The following is a 19864-nucleotide window of genomic DNA, read 5'->3' as shown; positions in this document are numbered from 1 at the left end:
GCCTGCCGGAGCGGTTCTCCTCCCGCCCGGATGACCAGAGTTGGATCCCTTATTCTCCGTAGGGGATCCAGATATTCTTCACATCCACAGCGCGGCGAAGGTATAGCGCGCCTTCGGCGGCTGCTCTGTCCATCCAGTCCGTCGCCTTGCCATTGTCCACGAAGGTTCGCTTGAGATTGCCCGAAGACAGCTTCTCCACCGTCGTCGAAAGTTCCGCCGAGCCGAAGGCCCACAACGCATCAACGTCATTGTGCGCGGCAAGGATCTTTGCCAGTTCCATCGCCGACCCGGTGACGATATTGACGACACCAGCAGGCACGTCCGACGTTTCCAGAACGGAATAGAAATCCGTCGCCGAAAGCGGGAAAGGCTCACTCGGCACAGCGACGACACGATTGCCGGTGGCAATCAACGGCGCAACCAGACTGATAAAGCCGAGCAGCGGCGCTTCCGGCGGGCAAATGACGCCAACCACGCCGATGGCTTCCGGCATGGCCAGGGCAACGCCGCGAAGCGGCGGCTGGTGAATGCCGCCTTCATATTTGTCCGCCCAGGCTGCGTAGGTGAAGAGACGCGAAATCGCGGCGTCGACCTCGGCGTTTGCATTGGCTGCGGAAGCTCCGGTCATCGCTGTTATCCGCGAGGCGAACTCGTCGGCGCGGCCACTGAGGTTTTCGGCGATGTAATAGAGAATCTGGGCGCGGTTATGAGCGGTCGCATTCGACCAGCCGGAGGCGGCCTGAGCAGCAACCACCGCATTGCGGATGTCCTTGCGGTTGCCTTCGCCGACCTCCCCGATCGCCTTGCCCTTGGGTGAGGCGATGACCCGGGAATAATTGCCGTCCGGGCGTGCCTGCTTGCCGCCGATGAAGAGCTTTGCCGTCCGGTCGATGCTTGGCAGGGCAAAATCGCCGGCAACCGGCTTTACTTGCGAAAGTGCGGGCATTGCTGCGCGCGCCTTGCGACCGACCCAAGCCTTCGGCTTCAGATATTCGTAGCAACCTTCGCGTCCGCCTTCACGGCCGAATCCGGATTCACGCTTGCCGCCAAAACCGACGGCGGCATCGAAAAGATTGGTGGCATTCACCCAGACCACGCCGGCTGCGAGCTTTGCCGCAACGTTCAGCGCCAAGCCGATCGTCTCGCTCCAGACGCTCGCGGCGAGGCCGTAGCGGGTGTGATTGGCAAGCTGGATAGCCTCTTCCGGTGTGCGAAAAGTCATGGAGACCGCAACCGGCCCGAAGATTTCCTCGGTCGCGACGATCGATGTCGGCTGCACGCCGCTCAGAAGCGTCGGCGGGTAGAAGCTGCCGCCTTTCGGCAGGTCGATCTTAGCCTGATGCAGCGTCGCGCCTTCTGAAACTCCCTTTTTCACCAGGGTTTCGATACGCGTCAATTGCACGGGTGCGATGATCGCACCCATATCGATGCACTTGTCCAAAGGCTGACCGACCCGCAATGTCTGCATGCGGCGCTTCAGCCGCTCGTGGAAAAGATCGGCAACGCCTTCCTGGATCAGAAGCCGCGAACCGGCGCAGCAGACCTGTCCCTGATTGAACCAGATCGCGTCGACCACGCCTTCCACGGCGCCGTCGATATCGGCGTCGTCAAAAACGACGAAAGGTGACTTGCCGCCGAGTTCGAGCGTCAATGATTTGCCGCTGCCTGCGGTACGCTCGCGAATAATGCGCCCGACTTCGGTCGATCCGGTAAAAGCAATTTTGTCGATATCCTCATGCTCGACGAGCAGCGCGCCTGTTTCGCCTTCTCCCGTCACGATATTGAGCACGCCCGGCGGAAGGCCCGCCGCAGATGCCAGTTCGGCAAAGAGAAGCGCCGTCAGCGAGGTGAATTCGGCAGGCTTCAGGATGACGGCGTTGCCGAGCGCCAAAGCCGGCGCCACTTTCCAGGCCAGCATCAGGAATGGGAAATTCCACGGGATGATCTGGCCGACGACGCCCACCGGCACATGATCGGCAAATTCCGTGTCCTGGATTTGCGCCCATCCGGCGTGATGATAAAAATGACGGGCTGCCAGCGGCACGTCGAGATCGCGGGTTTCGCGGATCGGCTTGCCGTTGTCGATTGCCTCGACCACAGCAATCAGACGCGCGTGGCGCTGGATCATCCGGGCAAGCGCATAGAGACGGCGCGCCCGCGCGTGGCCTGGCAATCGCGCCCATGACGCCTGTGCCTTGCGGGCCGCAGCAACCGCATTGTCCACATCCGCCGCGCCGCCGTTGGCGAGCTTCGCCAGGACCTTGCCGGTGGCTGGCTCGAACGTGTCGAAGCTCTTGCCCGACACGGAGGGCACAAATGCGCCATTGATGAAGTGACCGAAACCGGAAGCGTGGCGCGCCAGCCAATCGCGAGCTTCGATATCGGATTCAGGGGCAGGGCCGTAGGACATTTCGTCGAAATACTTTGCAACAGTCATCTGGATCATCCAATCGGGTGTCTGTTGAGGGCCGAATAGGCACCGGTGACGTGATGCTCCAACTGCCGCTCGATATCCGCAAGCAAGCTCGATGCACCGATGCGGAAGAGATCGGGCTCCAGCCACTCGCGCCCCAGTTCGTCCTTCATCAGGAACTGGTAGTTCAACACGTCCTTCGCCGCGGAAATGCCACCGGCCGGCTTGTAGCCGATCTTGATGCCGGTGCGCTCATAATAGGCGCGGATCGCCCGCAGCATGGTCAATGTCACGGCCAGCGTCGCATTGACGCCTTCCTTGCCGGTCGAAGTCTTGATGAAATCGGCTCCCGCCATCATGCAGACCAGCGAGGCTTTGGCGACATTGCGGAGCGTCCTCAGGTCGCCGGTCGCCAGAATGGCCTTGACATGCGCATCACCGCAGGCGGCGCGATATTCTTTCATTTCCTCGTAGAGTGCTGTCCAGTTGCCGGTCAGCACATGCTCGCGGGTGATGACGATGTCGATTTCCTTCGCGCCATCGGCAACTGACGCCTCGATTTCCTTGACCTTGAGGTGGTGCGGGCTGAGGCCGGCAGGGAAACCGGTCGAAACCGCGGCGACCGGAATGCCGGAATCTCCGAGCGCCTCGACGGCCGTTGCAACAAAACGATGGTAGACGCAGATGGCGCCGGTGGTGATCGAACGGCCGCTCATGCCAAGCGAATCCAGAATGTCGGCGCGTATCGGATTCATCGCCTTCGCGCACAACCGCTTGACGCGTTCGGGGGTATCGTCGCCGTTCAATGTCGTCAGGTCGATGCAGGTCACCGCCTTCAGGAGCCAAGCCGCCTGTGCGTCCTTTTTAACAGTCCGGCGTCCGGGAAGCGAGGCTACGCGGCGCTCGGTGGCAGACAGGTTGACCCGGGTGTCAAGCACCCAAGACAGATCGAGTTCCATCCCGGTATTGCGCGGCCGGTTATGGGTACTGCCCGGCAATCGCGAAGGGCCTCCATGATGCGCCGCGTTTGCCGCATTGTGAACAGCAACGGTTTCCAACTAGAATCCTCCCGATCCGAGCGTGAAGATCCTGTTGCCATCAAGTGCAGAGGCACGCAGAGGAAGCTTCACGACTGGCTCAAATGTGATTTTTTTTTCACTGTTTGTGAGGTTTGCATCACCGCGCCGCTGCGTCAAGTTTAGATTTCGCCAGACGCAGAAAAAGTGCGGGATTTCTCAGTCGAAATCGTTCATGCCGTTTTCGGTGATGACCACATCGAACGACTTCATGTCGCTGAAAAAGGCCGGCTTGAGTTTGCCGATTTTGCTGCTGTCGGCGAGAAGAATATTCTTTCGTGCCCGGGACATCGCCTTTTTCTTGATCTCCGCTTCGTGAAAATGCGCGCAGGTCGCGCCACGCCGGGCATCGACACCGGCTGCAGAAAGAAATGCCACGTTGATCACAAGCTGATCGAGCATTTCCAGCCCCGAGGCACCGGAAAAGCTGGCCGATGCTGGGTGGTAAAGACCACCCAGCATAACAAGGCGAACGTTGGGTTTTCGGGTCAGACGATCGGCGACATTCATGGCGTAACAGATCGCCGTTATGTGAATCCGGTCTGGGAGAAGATCGACCAGATAGGGCAAGGTGGTGCCACAATCGAAAAACACCGTATCATCATGGTGAATGTAATCAATGGCTTGCTGGCAAACTAGCCGTTTTGCAGCGGCATGACTGTCGGCTGCCTTGGAAATTTCATAGGGATCGTTTTCCGTTTCGACAGCCGGGACGATATGGCCGCCGAGGAAGGCGAACTGGCCTGCATTGGCGCTGACATCACGTCGCACCGTCATCTCTGAGACGCCCAGGATCTCGGCAGCATTCTTGATGTGCAGAATGCGATGTTGTGAAAGGGCCTCGGATAAGACTGCGATGCGCCGGCCCCTGCGACTATCCATACCGCATGTCTCCCTTATCGTTTACTATGGAATAGTGTTTTGATGAAAATTTAACAAGGAACTGCCATTCCCATCTCGGTTGTCCTCGACCTACGATTCGGCATTTGCGCTGAGATACAGCTTCTGCACCAGCCGGTTGCGCGCAACATGGCATATCATCTCAATTATTTTATAGGGAAACCCGGCAATTTGAAATGAGAATTTGTGACTTATCTTCCATTTTTTGATGGAATAGTCACAAAATTGCATGGATGGTGGCCCGACTTCGGCTGCGGGGAGGCGGGTGACGACGAGATCGACATTTGGCCGGCCGCGACTTCTCACGCCTCTGGCCGGGCGGGCGTCCGACCAGAGGCTTCATGCTTAGGAACATTCCTGGCTGCGCGCTACTCGCCAGCTTTCCTTGCTGCCGTTTCGATCGCATCGGCAACCTTTTCCGGTTGGGAGGCGAAGACGGCGTGACTGGCCTTGATCTCGGTCACTTCGCTGCCGGCACGTTTTGCCATGTCGCGTTCCAGCTCGGGGTTGATAGAACGATCCTCGGTGGCGACGATCGACCAGCTTTTCTTCGTCCGCCATGCCGGCTGAGTGATCTTGGTGGAGAATGCCTGCTTCGAGGCGAAGACCTGTGACTTTGCCATGAAATCGGCTTCGGCTTGCGGAAGGTCGGCTGCGAAAGCCGCGGCGAAGGCGCCCGGATCGAGATAGAGGTATTTGCCGTCCTTCGTTTCCTTTATATCCATGCTGCCTGCGGGTTTCGAGCTGGCGAGGCTCAGCAGACTTTCTCCCTTGTCGGGCTGGAATGCCGCGACATAGACCAGGCCCGCGACCGCGGGATCGTTGCCGGCTTCGGTGATGACCATGCCGCCGTAGCTGTGGCCGACGAGCAGGACGGGTCCGTCCTGAAGGTCGAGAACCCGCTTGGTCGCCGCCACATCGTCGTCGAGAGAGGTAATGGGCTGCTGGACGATGGTGACGTTGAAGCCGCGATTCTCGAGAATCTCCGTCGCCTTGCGCCATCCCGAGCCGTCGGCCAGCGCGCCGTGGACGATCACGATGTTCTTGACCGCGGCAGCCTCTGCTGCGAACGCGATGGCGGTGGTGGCAAATGCAAGCGCGGCCGTGAAAAGAAGACGTTTGTTCATGACTATCACTCCTTTGGTCATTGTTGATGATCGGGATATTGATGCGTTTCAGGTTCAGCCGAATGTGAAGGCGTAGGCCTGCACCCCGGGGTCGAGGAAGCGGATTTCGAAATTGCGGGCGACGACCGGGCCGGACTGGCGGACAAGCTGGTAAAGCCTCGTCGCGGTCACCGTGCCGTTGCCGTCGGCATCGATGTCTGCACCGTGGTCAGGCCCCGGCATCTTGCCGTCGATCTTCACCTGGAAGCGGATCGGTTTGCCGCCGGCACCAGGCCCGAGAACGAGATGCAGATCGCGGGCGCTGAAGCGATAAGTGATGCCGCCGCCCGGCTGATCAAGCGTCGCCTGATCCCGGCCGACGACCCAGCTTCCGGACAGGCCCCAGCCGTTGAGACCGGGTTCGCCGACCGTATAGTTTTGTGCCATGTCAGCCTGCAGCCCTTCCGGAGAGGCGAAATTCGCCGCCTGTTCGTAGCCGAGATAGGTCTCGCCGGAGCGGATATTGCGGAGATCCGGGCCTGCTTCCACGCCCTTGGCATCCGGCGCGACTGGCGCGCTTGCCGTTGTCTGGCTGCCGGCCTCGCGCAACAGGTCCTGAATGGCCTTTTCGGTCCTGCCGTAATTGCCTTCACCGAAATGATGGTAGCGGATCTGGCCCTTGGCATCGATCAGATAGGCGGCCGGCCAGTAGCTGTTTTCGAAAGCGCGCCAGATTTTGTAATCATTGTCGATCGCAACGGGATAGCCGATCTTGAAATCGTCGATTGCGCTTTTGACGTTGTCGATCTTCTTCTCGAAGGCAAATTCCGGGGCGTGGACGCCGATCACCACGAGGCCTTGATCGGCGTATTTTTCCGCCCAGGCCCTGACATAAGGGATGGTGCGAATGCAGTTGATGCAGGAATAGGTCCAGAAGTCGACGAGGACCACTTTACCCTGCAACTGCTCTGATGTCAGCGGCTTGGAGTTCAGCCATTCGACCGCACCGCCAAGCGACGGCGCATGGCCTTCGATGGGCAGATCGCTGCGGAAAGGCTGCTTTGCATCGGCGGCCGCAATCATCACGTCGTTGCTCGCTACCTCTGAGGATGCGCCGCCCAAGGGCTTCGCATGCAGCCTGTCAAGAACGGCCTGTTCCAGGGACGCGGTGCTGGCATAGGAAATCCGCGCCAGCAGGGTGGTATCCAGTCCAAGGGCGATGACGGCGACACCCGCCAACACGGCTGCGCCGAGCACCTGGCGAATCCGGTCACCAAGGCCGAGGGAACGCTTCATGGCGGCGAAGAGCTTGCCACCGACCAGCAGGGCGACGGCAAGCGAACTTGCAGCACCAGCAGCATAAGCGATCAGCAGGAAGGTCGTTTGCAGATTGGCGCCCTGTAATGCGGCGCCGGTCAGCACCAGGCCGAGGATCGGACCGGCGCAGGGCGCCCAGAGCAGTCCGGTGGCGACGCCGAGAAGAAGCGCATTCTTCACGGTCGTGGTGCCGCGCCCGCCGCCGCTGGCGTTCATAAGATTGTTGCCAAGGTCGACGACCGGCCGGGCAAGCGTGCTTGCAAAGCGCGGCGAAAGCAGGCTCACGCCGAAGAGCGCAAGCAGGACGATGGCGGCAAGGCGGCCATATTCATTGGCGCGAATGGCCCAGCTGCCGCCGACTGCGGCAAGCGTGGCGACCAGCGCGAAGGTGGCAGTCATGCCCGCCAGCATGGGCAGCGTGCTCCTGACGAAGGGCTGTCCGGCACGGGCGAAGACGAAGGGGAGGATGGGGAGGATGCAGGGGCTGAGGATGGTCAGCGCGCCTCCGAGATAGGCAATGATCAGAAGTGTCATCATCGTTTCCTTTGAACCGATTGATCGGGCTCTGGGCGGCGATGGGGCCTGAACCAGCAACGGCGGGGATATGGCCGGGCGGACGTATCCCCGATGTGTCGGGTTTGGCGGGGAAATGTACCGAACTAGTGCGATGAGGCGCGGACGATACAAAGTGATACAAACTGCTGTCCCGGCGGCGGGCCGCGGTGAAATGGCTGCTGCCGGTGCGATGCTTTGCTCCGTCGGCGCGATTGTATCAGAATGTATCCCGACGGCCGGAAGCTACATCCGTATTCAAAACCGAGGACTTGCGACATATGGGCGATACAAGCGCCGCGTCATATCCGCACTGTGATCCATTCGACAGGAGAGACCGATGTCAGAGCAAATCAACCATCACCGCCGCCGTTTCTTCGGCATGACGGCAATCGCCCTTGCGGCGGTCGAGTTTGGCGTGGCTGGCACGGCCGCCGCCCAGTCGTCTGCGACGGCCGCAACGGTGCCAGCTGTAAAGCCCGGAACCAGCACGTCCTTCGAAGCGCTGAAGCAGGTCAAGGCAGGGGTGCTCGATATCGGTTATGCCGAGGCGGGGAAGGCGGATGCCCCTGTCGTATTGCTGCTGCATGGCTGGCCCTATGACATCTATAGTTTCGTCGATGTCGCACCGCTGCTTGCTTCGGCAGGCTACAGGGTGATCGTGCCTTATCTGCGCGGTTACGGCACGACCCGCTTCCTGGACGACCAGACGCCGCGCAACGGCCAGCCATCAGCGCTCGCCGCCGATATGATCGCGCTGCTCGATGCGCTCGATATCGAGAAGGCGGTCATTGCCGGCTACGACTGGGGCGGGCGAACCGCCAACATCATGGCGGCGCTCTGGCCGGAGCGCTGCAAGGCAATGGTCTCGGTGAGCGGCTACCTGATCGGCAGCCAGGAGGCCAACAAGAAGCCGCTGCCGCCGAAGGCCGAACTTGCCTGGTGGTATCAGTTCTATTTCGCCACCGAACGCGGTCGGCTGGGCTATGAGAGCAACACGCATGATTTCGCAAAGCTCATCTGGCAGACGGCATCGCCGAAGTGGAACTTCGACGATGCGACATTCGACAGGTCGGCCGCTGCCTTCGACAATCCCGATCACGTCGCCATCGTCATTCACAATTATCGCTGGCGCCTGGGGCTTGTCGAAGGCGAGGCAAAGTACGATGCCTACGAGACGACTCTCGCCGCAACGCCTGTCATTTCGGTGCCGACCATCACCATGGAAGGCGATGCAAACGGTGCGCCGCATCCGCAGCCTTCCGCCTACGCCGGAAAATTCTCCGGCAAATACGAGCATCGCACCATCGGCGGCGGCATCGGCCACAATTTGCCTCAGGAGGCGCCGCAGGCCTTCGCGCAGGCTGTCATAGACGTCGATCGCTTTTAAGCCGACGGTATCGGGCTGCAGGGCCTCGTTGCTCCGGCCGGCGGAATATGTGTAGGTCGTGTCAACCGCCTCGTATGGGGTGGAGGGCGCGGCCGCTTCTATCGGTAAGGAACCGGGAAATATGGATCATGTCGATCACATCCTGATCGTCGATGACGATCGCGAAATCCGCGAGCTGATCTCGGGCTATCTGCAGAAGAACGGTTTGAGGACAAGCGTGGCTGCGGACGGGCGCCAGATGCGCAGCTTTATCGAGGCCAATGCGGTCGACCTGATCGTGCTCGATGTGATGATGCCCGGTGACGATGGGCTGGTGCTGTGCCGCGAACTGCGCGCCGGCCGGCACAAGGCGATCCCGATCCTGATGCTGACGGCCCGCACCGACGAGATGGACAGGATCCTCGGGCTGGAGATGGGCGCCGACGACTATCTTCCCAAGCCCTTTGCCGCGCGTGAGCTGCTCGCCCGCATCAAGGCGGTGCTGCGGCGGACGCGGATGCTGCCGCCCAACCTGCAGATCAGCGAGGCCGGACAGTTGCTGACTTTCGGTGACTGGCGGCTCGATACCGTCGCCCGGCACCTTCTCGACAGGGAAGGGACCGCGATTGCGCTGAGCGGGGCCGAATACCGTCTGCTCCGTGTCTTCATCGATCACCCGCAACGTGTGCTCAATCGCGACCAGCTTCTGAGCCTGACACAGGGCCGCGACGCTGATCTCTTCGATCGCTCGATTGATCTCTTGGTCAGCCGCCTGCGTCAGCGGCTGGGTGACGATGCGCGCGAACCGACCTATATCAAGACGGTACGCAGTGAAGGCTATGTGTTTTCGGTTCCCGTCGAAATATCGGAGCCGCGCCAATGAAGGCGGCAATCCCCTTGCGTTTGGGCCTGACGTGGCCGAGCACGTTGCGGTCGCGGATCTTCCTGATCCTGCTGATCGGACTGGCCTTCGCCTACGGTCTGTCCTTCAGTGTGCTCTATATGGAGCGCTACATGTCGGCCAAGGCGGTGATGCTCGGCACGCTGGAAAACGATGTGGCAACATCGATTGCCGTTCTCGATCGGCTTCCTCCAGGTGAGCGCGGCGACCTGCTCGATCGGCTGAGCCGCGGCAATTACCGTTTCGTGCTCGGACCCGGCCTTCCCGGCGTGCCTGACACGTCAGGCAAAGGGGCGGAAATCTCAGGAAAGATCGAGGAGGCTATCGGGCACCGCTTTCCAATCCGGATCGAACGGATTCCAGGCGATGTGAACCGGCTGCAGGCGCATCTGACGCTGACCGACGGAAGCCCCTTGACGATCGACGTCACGCCGAAGGGCGTCATGCCGATTGCCGCATGGCTGCCTTATGTCTTTATCGTCCAGATGGCTCTGCTGATCCTCTGCACCTGGTTTGCGGTTCGCCAGGCGATCCGGCCGCTCGGCGAGCTTGCCGCCGCCGCCGATGCTCTCGACCCGAACAAGGACGGTCCGGCCCTGAGCGAGGCGGGGCCGAGCGAGGTCGCGCATGCGGCAAGGGCGTTCAACGCGATGCGGGAGAGGATTGCCCATTACCTCGAAGAGCGCGTCCAGATCCTGGCGGCAATCTCGCATGACCTGCAGACGCCGATCACCCGCATGCGGCTGCGCGCCGACATGGCGGAGGAGTCGCCGGAGAAAGACAAGCTGGTGCATGATCTCGGCGAGATCCAGCGTCTCGTCCAGGATGGCATTGCCTATGCTCGCAGCGCGCATGGCAACGGCGAGAAGAGCGCCCGGATCGATCTCGCCTCGTTCATCGACAGCATAGCCTATGACTACCAGGATACCGGAAAGGCCGTCACCGTCGTCGGGCTGGTTCACGGCGCTGCCTTCACCAAGCCGCATGCGCTTCGCCGAATCCTGTCGAACTTCATCGACAATGCCCTGAAGTTCGCTGGTGCTGCCGAGATCAGCGTCGAGCGCAGCGCCGAGAACGATATCGTCATCACAGTCATGGATCGCGGGCCGGGAATTCCGGACGATATGCTGGAAGCCGCCATGCAGCCATTCTTCCGGTTGGAACAATCCCGCAACCGGGAAACCGGCGGCACCGGTCTCGGTCTTGCGATCGCCCAGCAACTGACGGCCAAGATCGGCGGGGCGCTCCGGCTCTATAATCGCACCGGCGGCGGACTGGCAGCAGAAGTCACCATCCGTTGACATCGGCAGTCGTCGCAAAATTTCGAGATGTTTGTATATAAAGATGTCCCCGATATCGGATGCTACGTTTCGTGACATTTCGGGCGATTTCGGAAACATGGCGGATATATCCGTCGGTCAAACCACACTCCGTCAACCCGGCCGCGCAGCGCGGCCAGTCGCCTGGAGCGACGCAACACAAGGAGTGTTCCATGACAAAGATCGATAAGGTTCTCTATACCGGCAAGACCCATACGACGGGCGGGCGCGATGGCGCATCGCACAGCGACGACGGCCAGTTGGAGATCAAGCTTTCGCCTCCGGGCAGCAACCGCGCCGGCACCAATCCCGAACAGCTTTTCGCCGCCGGCTGGTCTGCCTGCTTCATCGGCGCGATCGGCTTTGCCGCGGCCAATCAAAAGGTCAGGCTCCCCGCCGATCTTGCCGTCGACACCGAGGTCGATTTGGGAACGGCCGATGGCGGCTATTTCCTGCAGGCCCGTCTCAAGGTCAGCCTGCCGGGAATCGAAGCGGATGTGGCAAGAGCACTCATTGAAGAGGCTCACCAGACCTGCCCCTACTCGAAGGCTACACGCGGCAATATCCATGTCGAATTGAGCGTTGCCTGACGAATCATTGCCCGCCGAAGGCCATTGGCTGCGGCGGGCAAAGGACAGGAGCCGAAAGCAAACAGGACGAGGCCGACCGGGCCTCGCCGATGGAGGATCTGATGAGATTGATGATCATCTGCATTCTGGGAGCGGCGGTCTTCGCCGCGCCCTGCATCTACGACGTAAGCTCGCAGGAGCCTTCGCCGCTAGCGGGCCTCGTGACGGCAGCATCGTTTTCCGGGGAGCAAGCGGCCGTTCCAGCCCCTCTTTTAAGTCATCAGGGAGAAGACCCGTGAAGCTCTATCATAATGAAATTTCCTCGGCGACATCGCGAGTCCGCATCGCGCTCGCCCTGAAGGGATTGACGGCGGAAACACTGCCGGTGACCATCCTCGGCGAAGATGCCGAGAGCCGGCAGGCCGGATATCGCAGCGTCAATCCGCAAGGGCTGGTGCCGGCCTTGCTGACGGACAGCGGCGTCCTCATCACCCAGTCACTGGCGATCGTCGAATATCTCGACGAGCTTCACCCCGAACCGCCGCTGCTGCCCGACACGACGGAGGGCAGGGCGCTGGCGCGGTCGATCGCGCTTGCAATCGCAGCCGAGATCCATGCGCTGCTGCCGCCGCGGATCGGCCTCCACCTCAAAACGGCCTTCCAGGCGGATGCCGATGCCATTGCCGCCTGGAGCCGTCACTGGGTCGGCGAGGGAATGGCCGCTGTGGAGACGATGATCGCCGGCCGCAGGCAAGGCGCCTTCGCCATCGGCGACCGGGCGGGTATTGCCGATATCTTTCTCTTCCCGCAGGCGATCAGCACCCGGCGCATGGGCTTCGATCTCGCCCTGTGGCCCAATATCGCGGAGATTGTCGACAGGCTCGAGGCGATCCCGGCTTTCCAGGAGAATGCGCCGGCGCCGAGACGATGATGCGATCAATGAAGAAGCGACCGCAAACGATGGCGGCCGTTTCTTTTCTCAGCGGTTGACCCTTGCCTGCAGATGCGCGGGATATCGATCGCCTTCCACCTTGATGGTGGCGAGCGCGCTTTCGATACTGCCGAGATCCTCGGCCGTCAATTCGACCTCGGCGGCCCGGATGTTCTCCTCCAGGCGATGCAGCTTGGTGGTGCCGGGGATCGGCACGATCCAAGGTTTTTGCGCCAGCAGCCATACGAGAGCCACCTGTGCGGAGGTGGCCTTCTTGCGGGCGGCGATTTCGGCGAGGAGATCGACGAGCGCCTGATTGGCCTTTCGCGCTTCCTGAGAAAAGCGCGGCACGATGTTGCGGAAGTCCTTGCTGTCGAAGGTCGTCGTTTCGCTGATCGCGCCGGTGAGGAAGCCCTTGCCGAGCGGGCTGAAGGGCACGAAACCGATGCCGAGCTCTTCTAGCATCGGCAGGATTTCCTGCTCGGGTTCGCGCCACCATAGCGAATATTCACTCTGCAACGCCGCCACCGGCTGGACGGCATGGGCGCGGCGGATCGTCTGGGCGCCGGCTTCCGAGAGACCGAAATGCCTGACCTTGCCCTCGGCGATCAACGCCTTGACCGTGCCGGCGACATCCTCGATCGGAACATCGGGGTCGACGCGATGCTGGTAGAAGAGATCGATGACATCGGTCTTCAAACGCTTCAGCGCCTGGTCGGCGACTGCGCGGATCTGCTCCGGCCGGCTGTTCATGCCGCTCTGGCCGCCATTGGCATCGAAGTTGAAGCCGAATTTCGTGGCGATCACCACCTCGTCGCGGAAGGGTGCCAGCGCCTCTCCCAGAAGCTCTTCATTCTTATAGGGACCATAGGCCTCGGCCGTGTCGAAGAAGGTCACGCCACGTTCGAACGCGCGGCGGATCAGTGCGGTCGCTTCCTGAATATCTGTCGCCGGGCCATAGCCGTAACTCAGCCCCATGCAGCCGAGACCGATAGCCGAGACATGAAGTCCGCTCTTTCCAAGTTCACGTTTCTGCATAGAAGTTTCCTTTTCTAGCCTTGGTATTGCGTGTCGGTGACATGCTCCATCCAGTCGACGACCTTGCCGTCGAGCTGTTTCTGGATGGCGATATGGGTCATCGCCGTCGTCGGCGATGCGCCGTGCCAATGGCGTTCAGCCGGTGCGAAGCAGACGACGTCGCCAGCCCGGATCTCCTCGACGGGGCCGCCTTCGCGCTGCACGCGACCGCAGCCCGACGTGACGATCAGCGTCTGGCCGAGAGGATGGGTATGCCAGGCGGTGCGGGCGCCAGGCTCGAAGGTGACGCTGGCGCCAGCCGCGCGTGCGGGGCTGGCCACGGCAAATAGTGGGTCGACACGCACGCTGCCGGTGAACCAGTCGGCCGGTCCCTTGGCCGAAGGCTGCGAACCGCTTCGCTTGATCTCCATCTCGTCTTCCTTCCGATGTCGGGGTGGGGCCAGGTAAACAAGTCCGCCTGTGCAGGACAGGTCTGGCCGGGGCAGATAGGTCTGCCTGGGCAGATGCGTCTGCCCGGGATGACAGGATATTTACCGCGTGCGCTTGGTTGTGATTAGATAGTATAAACGGCAAGAACCCATGAGAAAGTTTCATAAATGCCGCGCCCCGCCGTCAACGGCCTCATCGCCTTCATCGCCGTAGCGCGCGCTCAAAGCTTCACCAAGGCGGCGGGCAAGCTCGGTGTGTCTCAGTCGGCGCTCAGCCACACCATCCGAGGGCTTGAGGAACGGCTTGGACTGCGATTGCTGACACGCACGACCCGTAGCGTTTCGCCGACGGAAGCCGGCGAACGCCTGCTCGTCTCCATCGGACCGCGCTTAGACGAGATCGAGAGCGAGCTGGCTGCCTTGAGCGCGTTCCGGGAGAAGCCGGCAGGCACCATTCGCATCAATGCCGGCGAGCATGCGGCCGATGCCGTCCTCTGGCCCGCCCTGGAAAAGCTGCTGCCTGATTATCCCGATATCAATGTCGAGATCATCGTCGACTACGGCCTGACCGACATCGTCGCGGAGCGTTACGATGCGGGAGTGCGGCTTGGAGAACAGGTGGCGAAGGACATGATTGCGGTGCGCATCGGCCCCGACATGCGCATGGCCGTTGTCGGCGCTCCCGCCTATTTCGACACCAGGCCGAAGCCGCTGACGCCGCAGGACCTTACGGATCACAATTGCATCAATCTGCGCCTCCCGACCTATGGCAGCGTTTATGCGTGGGAGTTCGAGAAGGATGGGCGCGAGCTCAGGGTTCGCGTCGAAGGACAGTTGGTCTTCAACAATATAGCGCTCCGGCTGAATGCCGTGCTGGCCGGTCTGGGCCTCGCCTATATGCCGGAGAACTTGGTCGAGACGCATCTTGCCGATGGGCGGCTGGTGCGGGTCCTCGAGGATTGGTGCCTGCCGTTTTCCGGCTACCATCTCTACTATCCGAGCCGCAGGCATACGTCGCCGGCATTCGCCCTCGTCGTCGATGCACTTCGCTATCGGGGATAGGTCCCGTTTCGATCTGTCCGGACAGGGCATAGATCCGAGCTACCTGACGTCCAATCGATTGGCTCTTGCCGAAGATGAAATCATGCGCGCTTGACTATTTGACATTCCATCGGTCGCCACTAATTCCCGTTATAAGCTGAAGGAAACAATGAATGAATACTGCTATACCTGCCATGAAAGCCCGGACTGGCGTGTCCGGTTTGGACACAATTCTGGCAGGGGGGCTTTCGCCGGGGCACGTGTTTCTCCTGGAGGGAAATCCAGGGGCGGGAAAGACAACGATTGCATTGCAGTTTCTGATCGAGGGTGCGCGGATCGGCGAGCAGGGGCTCTACATCACCCTTTCCGAAACCGAGAGTGAGCTTCGTGCCGGTGCGGCATCGCACGGGATGGTGATCGACGGCCATATCGAGGTCTTCGAGGTCGTGCCTCCGGAAAGCCTGCTGGATGCCGACCAGCAGCAGAGCCTGCTCTATTCATCAGACCTGGAACTCGGAGAGACGACAAAGGAGATCTTTGCCGCTTTCGAGCGGGTTAAGCCCAGTCGTGTGGTTCTCGACAGCCTGTCGGAGATCAGGCTGCTGGCGCAAAGCTCGCTGCGCTACCGGCGGCAGATCCTCGCGCTCAAACACTATTTTGCCCGGCAGGGGGCGACAGTCCTTTTGCTCGATGATCTGACGTCCGACGTGCTTGACAAAACGGTTCATAGCGTCGTGCACGGCGTCATCCATCTCGAGGAGATGGCGCCGAGCTATGGGGCCGAGCGCCGGCGGCTCAGGATCACGAAATACCGTGGGCAAGCCTTCCGCGGCGGTTTCCACGATTTCACCATTCAAACCGGCGGCGTCGTTGTTTTTCCACGTCTCGTCGCCGCCGAACATCGGTCGACCTATGTCCGCGATGAGTTATCCTCAAATATTCCGGAACTGGACCTTCTATTGGGCGGGGGGTTGGAGAGAGGTTCCAGTACACTTATCCTCGGTCCATCCGGTACCGGCAAGAGCACTTTCTCGTTTCAATTCCTGGTCGCGGCGGTTGCGCGTGGCGAGAGAGCCGCGGCCTTCATCTTCGACGAAGAGCTTGGCCTGCTCTTTACGCGGCTCAAGGCGCTGGGAATAGATCTCGAGAGTCTAAGGAGCAGCGGTCTAATTCACATCGAACAGCTCGACGCCGCTGAACTGTCACCAGGTGAATTCGCGCATCGCGTGCGCGAGTGCGTGGACAAGTCGAATGCCAAGACCGTCATCATCGACAGCATCAACGGCTATCAAGCATCGATGCCGGATGAAAATTCGCTGATCCTTCACATGCATGAGTTGCTTCAATATTTGAACAGGCAAGGCGCCAATACCTTCCTTACCGTTGCACAGCATGGACTTGTCGGCGACATGAAGGCGCCTGTCGACGTGACCTATCTTGCGGACACAGTCATACTGTTGCGCTACTTCGAGGCCGCGGGGAGGGTGCGGCGAGCGGTCTCCGTGATCAAGAAAAGAACTGGGCTGCATGAGGATACAATCCGAGAGTATCGTATCGACAGTTCGGGGCTGACGTTCGGGGATCCTCTGGTCGGGTTCCAGGGTGTGCTTCGCGGCGTTCCCGAATTTGTCACTAGCGCAGAGCCGCTCCTGTCGACTGATGGCGGGGATCGCGGCAATTCCTAACTCCGTAAAGCCGAAAGCATTGATCTATACTCCTGCCGGACGCGATGCCCAGGTGGCGGTATCGCTAATCGACGAAGCCGGCCTATCATCGATCGCGGCTGCCGACCTGAATGTCTTTGCCTCTTTACTTAACGATGAGATCGCGGTTGGCGTGCTGACCGAAGAGGCCGTTCGCTGGAGCGATTTGAAGCCAATTGCTGCCTGGGTCTCCGCCCAGCCAAGCTGGTCCGATCTACCGTTCATCGTGCTCACCACGCGCGGCGGCGGACCTGAACGAAATCCGGCCGCTGCCAGGCTTTCAGAGGTTCTCGGCAACGTCACTTTCCTGGAAAGGCCGTTCCATGCGACCTCCTTCATCAGTATTGCGCGGACCGCGTTAAAAGGGCGCCTGCGCCAATATGAGGCTCAAGCTCAGCTCGAGGCTTTGGGCGAGGGCGAGCGACGGTTGCAGACGGCGCTTGCAGCCGGTCGTCTTGGGGCGTGGGAGCTGGAGCTATCCTCGATGGCCCTGTCTGCCTCGGCCACCTGCAAGGCAGTCTTCGGCCGAAAGCCGGACGATGATGTCACACGCGACGATCTGATCGCAAGCATCCATCCCGACGACCGAGATCTTGTGCTGGCACGCCTGCGCGAGACGATCGATACCGGACGCGACTATTCGATCGAGCACAGGACAATCTGGCCGGATGGTTCACTCCATTGGACGGAGGTCCATGCGCAGCTTTATTCCGACAGATATGGTTCCGCGAGGAAACTCGTCGGGGTCTGTTCCGATACCACCGCCCGCAAGACCATCGAGGAAAATCTGAGACGCCTCAATGAAAACCTCGAAGAGCGTGTGCGGGAACGGACGAGGGAGGTCAACGCCGCTCACCAGACGCTGCTCGAAGAAGTCGCCCAGCGTGAAAAAGCCGAGGAGCAGCTACGCCAATCGCAGAAGATGGAGGCAATCGGTCAGTTGACCGGCGGCGTCGCCCACGATTTCAACAATTTGCTGATGGTCGTTCTTGGTAATCTGGAATTACTCGGCAAGCACGTTGCCGGAGATGCCAAGGCGACGCGTCTGGTTGAGGGGGCAGTGCAGGGTGCGAGGCGCGGAGCGGCTCTGACGCAACGGCTGCTGGCTTTTGCCCGGCAGCAGGATCTGCAGGTCAAGCCCGTCGATCTGGCCGAGCTAGTCTCCGGCATGAACGACCTGCTGCAGCGCTCGGTCGGATCCTCGATCAGCATCGAAACCAATCTGCCGACAAGCCTGCCGCCGGCCCTGGTTGATGCGAACCAGCTCGAATTGGCGCTGCTCAACCTTGCCGTCAATGCCCGTGATGCGATGCCGGATGGCGGGACGTTGGCCATATCGCTGCGCGAGGAAGAGGTTGTCGGCGATGGCGGCGCTCTCGGTAAAGGGGCCTATCTTGTGCTGGCAGTGGCCGACAGCGGCACCGGCATGGACGCGGAAACATTGAAGAAGGCGGTCGATCCGTTTTTCTCGACCAAGGAACTCGGAAAGGGCACAGGCCTCGGCTTATCGATGATCCACGGACTTGCCGTTCAGCTCAATGGCGCACTTCTTCTGACCAGCGAGCTTGGTGTCGGAACGACCGCCGAACTGTGGCTTCCGGCGACCGAACGGCGCCCCGAGCGGCCAGCCGAGGCGGAGCTGCCCGTCCCGCAAGCTGCATCCAGACTGAAGATTCTGCTCGTCGATGACGATGCCTTGATTGCCATGAGTTCGGTCGACATGCTTGAAGATCTCGGCCACGAGGTCGTCGAAGCAAACTCCGGCTCACAGGCGCTGGAACTGATCAGCAGCGGTCAGCATTTCGACCTTGTCATTACCGACTATTCGATGCCCGGTATGACCGGCGCACAGCTCGCCCAGGCTGCGCGCGACATTCATCCGGAATTGCCGATCGTGCTGGCGACAGGCTACGCCGATCTTCCTGCCGGTACCGATATCGATCTTCCGAGATTGGCAAAGCCCTATGATCAGACTCAGCTCGCCAAGGAAATCGCCAAGGCGATGGCAAGCGAAACGGTTTCGCTTCTTAGATCCGGCATTGACGCAGGTGGTTCAATGCCTCGCCTCTCCAAGGCCAACGATGTCAGCGATGAAATCGGCGATGGCGCCTGTGTCGTCTAGATCGAAGACCGGCAGGGCCGTATCCGGAACGGCATGATCAGCAGCGATGGCGCAGATATGGGGATCGCTCGGCGCCAACGGTTCACGATTGGCGGCCTCCAGGCGGCGGGCCTCGATCTTCGGGATCGGTTCGCGTTTGTAGCCTTCGATCAGCACGAGATCGCAGGGTGCGAGACGGGCGAGTATCTCCTCGAACTCAGGTTCGGGGGCGCCGCGCAACTCGTGCATGATGGCGTAGCGTGTGCCGGAGACGATGGTGACCTCATGGGCTCCCGCCTGGCGATGGCGGTAACTGTCGGCCCCGACCTTGTCGATGTCGAAATCGTGATGGGCGTGCTTGATCGTCGAGATCCTGTAACCACGGCGGGTGAACTCCGTCACCAGCCGGACGGCGAGACCCGTCTTGCCCGAGTTCTTCCAGCCGGAGATGCCGAAGATTTTCGGTGCGGTCATGCGCGAAGGGCCTCCAGCCAGCGTTCCGCCTCGACGAGATCGTCGGGCGTGTTGATGTTGAAGAAGGGATCGAGCAGGCTGGCGCGGGTCGGATGCAGCGGGAACGCCACTTCCGTAACGTCATGCCGCAACAGGAAGTCGCGTACGCGGCGCTTCTGGTCGGTGGCGATCCAGGTTTCGAGATCGGCGGCCAGCGTCACCGGCCAGAGCCCGAAGACGGGATGGCTGCGGCCCTCGGAGGCGGCGATGGCGATCTGCGAGGGGTGCTCGACCGTTGCCGCCAGCCGGGCGACGAGATCGGCCGGGAAGAACGGGCAATCCACCGAGACGGTGGCGACATGGGTAATCGATGGCAGGCCGGCGGCATAGACCATGGCCGCATGGATGCCGGCCATCGGCCCGGCCTTGCCGGGAAAAAGGTCGGGAACGACAGGCACGTCCTCGGCGGCAGTATCGGCATTGACTGCAACGAGCGGGATCTGCTGCGAGAGGCGGGTCAACACATGGCGGAGCAGGCTCTCGGCCCCAAGCATTACGCCCGCCTTGTCGCGGCCCATGCGCTGCGAGCGGCCGCCGGCCAACACGACGCCTGCTATGTCAGATCTGTCGAGCGAGAAGTCAGCCAT

17 protein-coding genes are annotated in these 19864 nt (G+C 61.0%); 8 read left to right on the top strand and 9 right to left on the bottom strand.

Annotated features, from left to right (window positions below; genetic code table 11):
- Positions 1-49 precede the first annotated feature (49 nt).
- The 5 genes from G9X68_RS13165 to G9X68_RS13145 all read right to left on the bottom strand — a co-directional run bounded on the left by G9X68_RS13165 (position 50) and on the right by G9X68_RS13145 (position 7346).
- A complete protein-coding gene (locus G9X68_RS13165) occupies positions 50-2437 on the bottom strand; it encodes an aldehyde dehydrogenase family protein (protein WP_171602722.1) in 2388 nt (795 codons plus the stop codon).
- Positions 2438-2442: 5 nt separating this feature from the next.
- Positions 2443-3471, bottom strand: coding sequence for a deoxyribose-phosphate aldolase (deoC, locus tag G9X68_RS13160; protein WP_171602721.1), 1029 nt, complete (start codon positions 3469-3471; stop codon positions 2443-2445).
- A 177-nt stretch (positions 3472-3648) separates the two neighbouring features.
- Positions 3649-4371, bottom strand: coding sequence for a DeoR family transcriptional regulator (locus tag G9X68_RS13155; protein ID WP_171602720.1), 723 nt, complete (start codon positions 4369-4371; stop codon positions 3649-3651).
- A 386-nt stretch (positions 4372-4757) separates the two neighbouring features.
- Positions 4758-5516, bottom strand: a complete 759-nt coding sequence (locus G9X68_RS13150; RefSeq protein ID WP_171602719.1) for an alpha/beta fold hydrolase — start codon at positions 5514-5516, stop codon at positions 4758-4760.
- A gap of 54 nt (positions 5517-5570) precedes the next feature.
- The gene (locus G9X68_RS13145; protein WP_171602718.1) at positions 5571-7346 is read right to left on the bottom strand and encodes a cytochrome c biogenesis protein DipZ; all 1776 of its coding nucleotides are present in this window, start codon (positions 7344-7346) and stop codon (positions 5571-5573) included.
- A gap of 358 nt (positions 7347-7704) precedes the next feature.
- Here G9X68_RS13145 and G9X68_RS13140 point away from each other — a divergent pair, with 358 nt between their 5' ends.
- The 5 genes from G9X68_RS13140 to maiA all read left to right on the top strand — a co-directional run bounded on the left by G9X68_RS13140 (position 7705) and on the right by maiA (position 12453).
- Positions 7705-8754, top strand: a complete 1050-nt coding sequence (locus tag G9X68_RS13140) for an alpha/beta fold hydrolase (protein ID WP_171602717.1) — start codon at positions 7705-7707, stop codon at positions 8752-8754.
- Positions 8755-8875: 121 nt separating this feature from the next.
- Positions 8876-9616, top strand: coding sequence for a response regulator (locus tag G9X68_RS13135; RefSeq protein ID WP_171602716.1), 741 nt, complete (start codon positions 8876-8878; stop codon positions 9614-9616).
- Entirely contained in the window at positions 9613-10935 is a 1323-nt protein-coding gene (locus G9X68_RS13130; protein WP_171602715.1) for an ATP-binding protein, read from the top strand. Before G9X68_RS13135 ends, G9X68_RS13130 begins: the two co-directional genes overlap by 4 nt.
- Before the next feature lie 191 nt (positions 10936-11126).
- A complete protein-coding gene (locus G9X68_RS13125; protein WP_171602714.1) occupies positions 11127-11543 on the top strand; it encodes an organic hydroperoxide resistance protein in 417 nt (138 codons plus the stop codon).
- 274 nt (positions 11544-11817) lie between these two features.
- Positions 11818-12453, top strand: coding sequence for a maleylacetoacetate isomerase (gene maiA / locus G9X68_RS13120; RefSeq protein WP_171602713.1), 636 nt, complete (start codon positions 11818-11820; stop codon positions 12451-12453).
- 48 nt (positions 12454-12501) lie between these two features.
- Here the strand turns inward: maiA and G9X68_RS13115 are convergent, their stop codons facing one another.
- Together G9X68_RS13115 and G9X68_RS13110 are read right to left on the bottom strand one after the other, a co-directional pair.
- Positions 12502-13491, bottom strand: coding sequence for an aldo/keto reductase (locus G9X68_RS13115; RefSeq protein ID WP_171602712.1), 990 nt, complete (start codon positions 13489-13491; stop codon positions 12502-12504).
- Between the two features lie 14 nt (positions 13492-13505).
- Entirely contained in the window at positions 13506-13901 is a 396-nt protein-coding gene (locus G9X68_RS13110; protein ID WP_171602711.1) for a (R)-mandelonitrile lyase, read from the bottom strand.
- A 186-nt stretch (positions 13902-14087) separates the two neighbouring features.
- Between G9X68_RS13110 and G9X68_RS13105 the strand changes: the two genes are divergently transcribed.
- From G9X68_RS13105 to G9X68_RS13095, 3 genes are all read left to right on the top strand, one after another.
- Positions 14088-14981: a LysR family transcriptional regulator gene (locus G9X68_RS13105; protein WP_171602710.1), complete on the top strand. Its 894-nt coding sequence runs from the start codon at positions 14088-14090 to the stop codon at positions 14979-14981.
- 152 nt (positions 14982-15133) lie between these two features.
- Positions 15134-16645 (top strand): ATPase domain-containing protein, encoded by a 1512-nt coding sequence (locus G9X68_RS13100; RefSeq protein WP_171602709.1) that lies wholly within the window; start codon positions 15134-15136, stop codon positions 16643-16645.
- Positions 16620-18785: a hybrid sensor histidine kinase/response regulator gene (locus G9X68_RS13095; protein WP_171603066.1), complete on the top strand. Its 2166-nt coding sequence runs from the start codon at positions 16620-16622 to the stop codon at positions 18783-18785. Before G9X68_RS13100 ends, G9X68_RS13095 begins: the two co-directional genes overlap by 26 nt.
- On the opposite strand, the gene mobB is transcribed toward G9X68_RS13095, so the two are convergent.
- Positions 18717-19238, bottom strand: a complete 522-nt coding sequence (gene mobB, locus G9X68_RS13090) for a molybdopterin-guanine dinucleotide biosynthesis protein B (protein WP_171602708.1) — start codon at positions 19236-19238, stop codon at positions 18717-18719. The genes G9X68_RS13095 and mobB overlap by 69 nt on opposite strands.
- Complete coding sequence (gene mobA, locus G9X68_RS13085; RefSeq protein ID WP_171603065.1) at positions 19235-19864, bottom strand: molybdenum cofactor guanylyltransferase MobA; 630 nt, start codon at positions 19862-19864, stop codon at positions 19235-19237. The genes mobB and mobA overlap by 4 nt, the downstream gene beginning before the upstream one ends.

The organism is Rhizobium changzhiense (genome assembly GCF_013087625.1).
GTDB classification, from domain to species: Bacteria; Pseudomonadota; Alphaproteobacteria; order Rhizobiales; family Rhizobiaceae; genus Rhizobium; species Rhizobium sophorae.
Note: the sequence above shows the minus strand (reverse complement) of the source record. Positions and strands in the feature narration are given on the sequence as shown.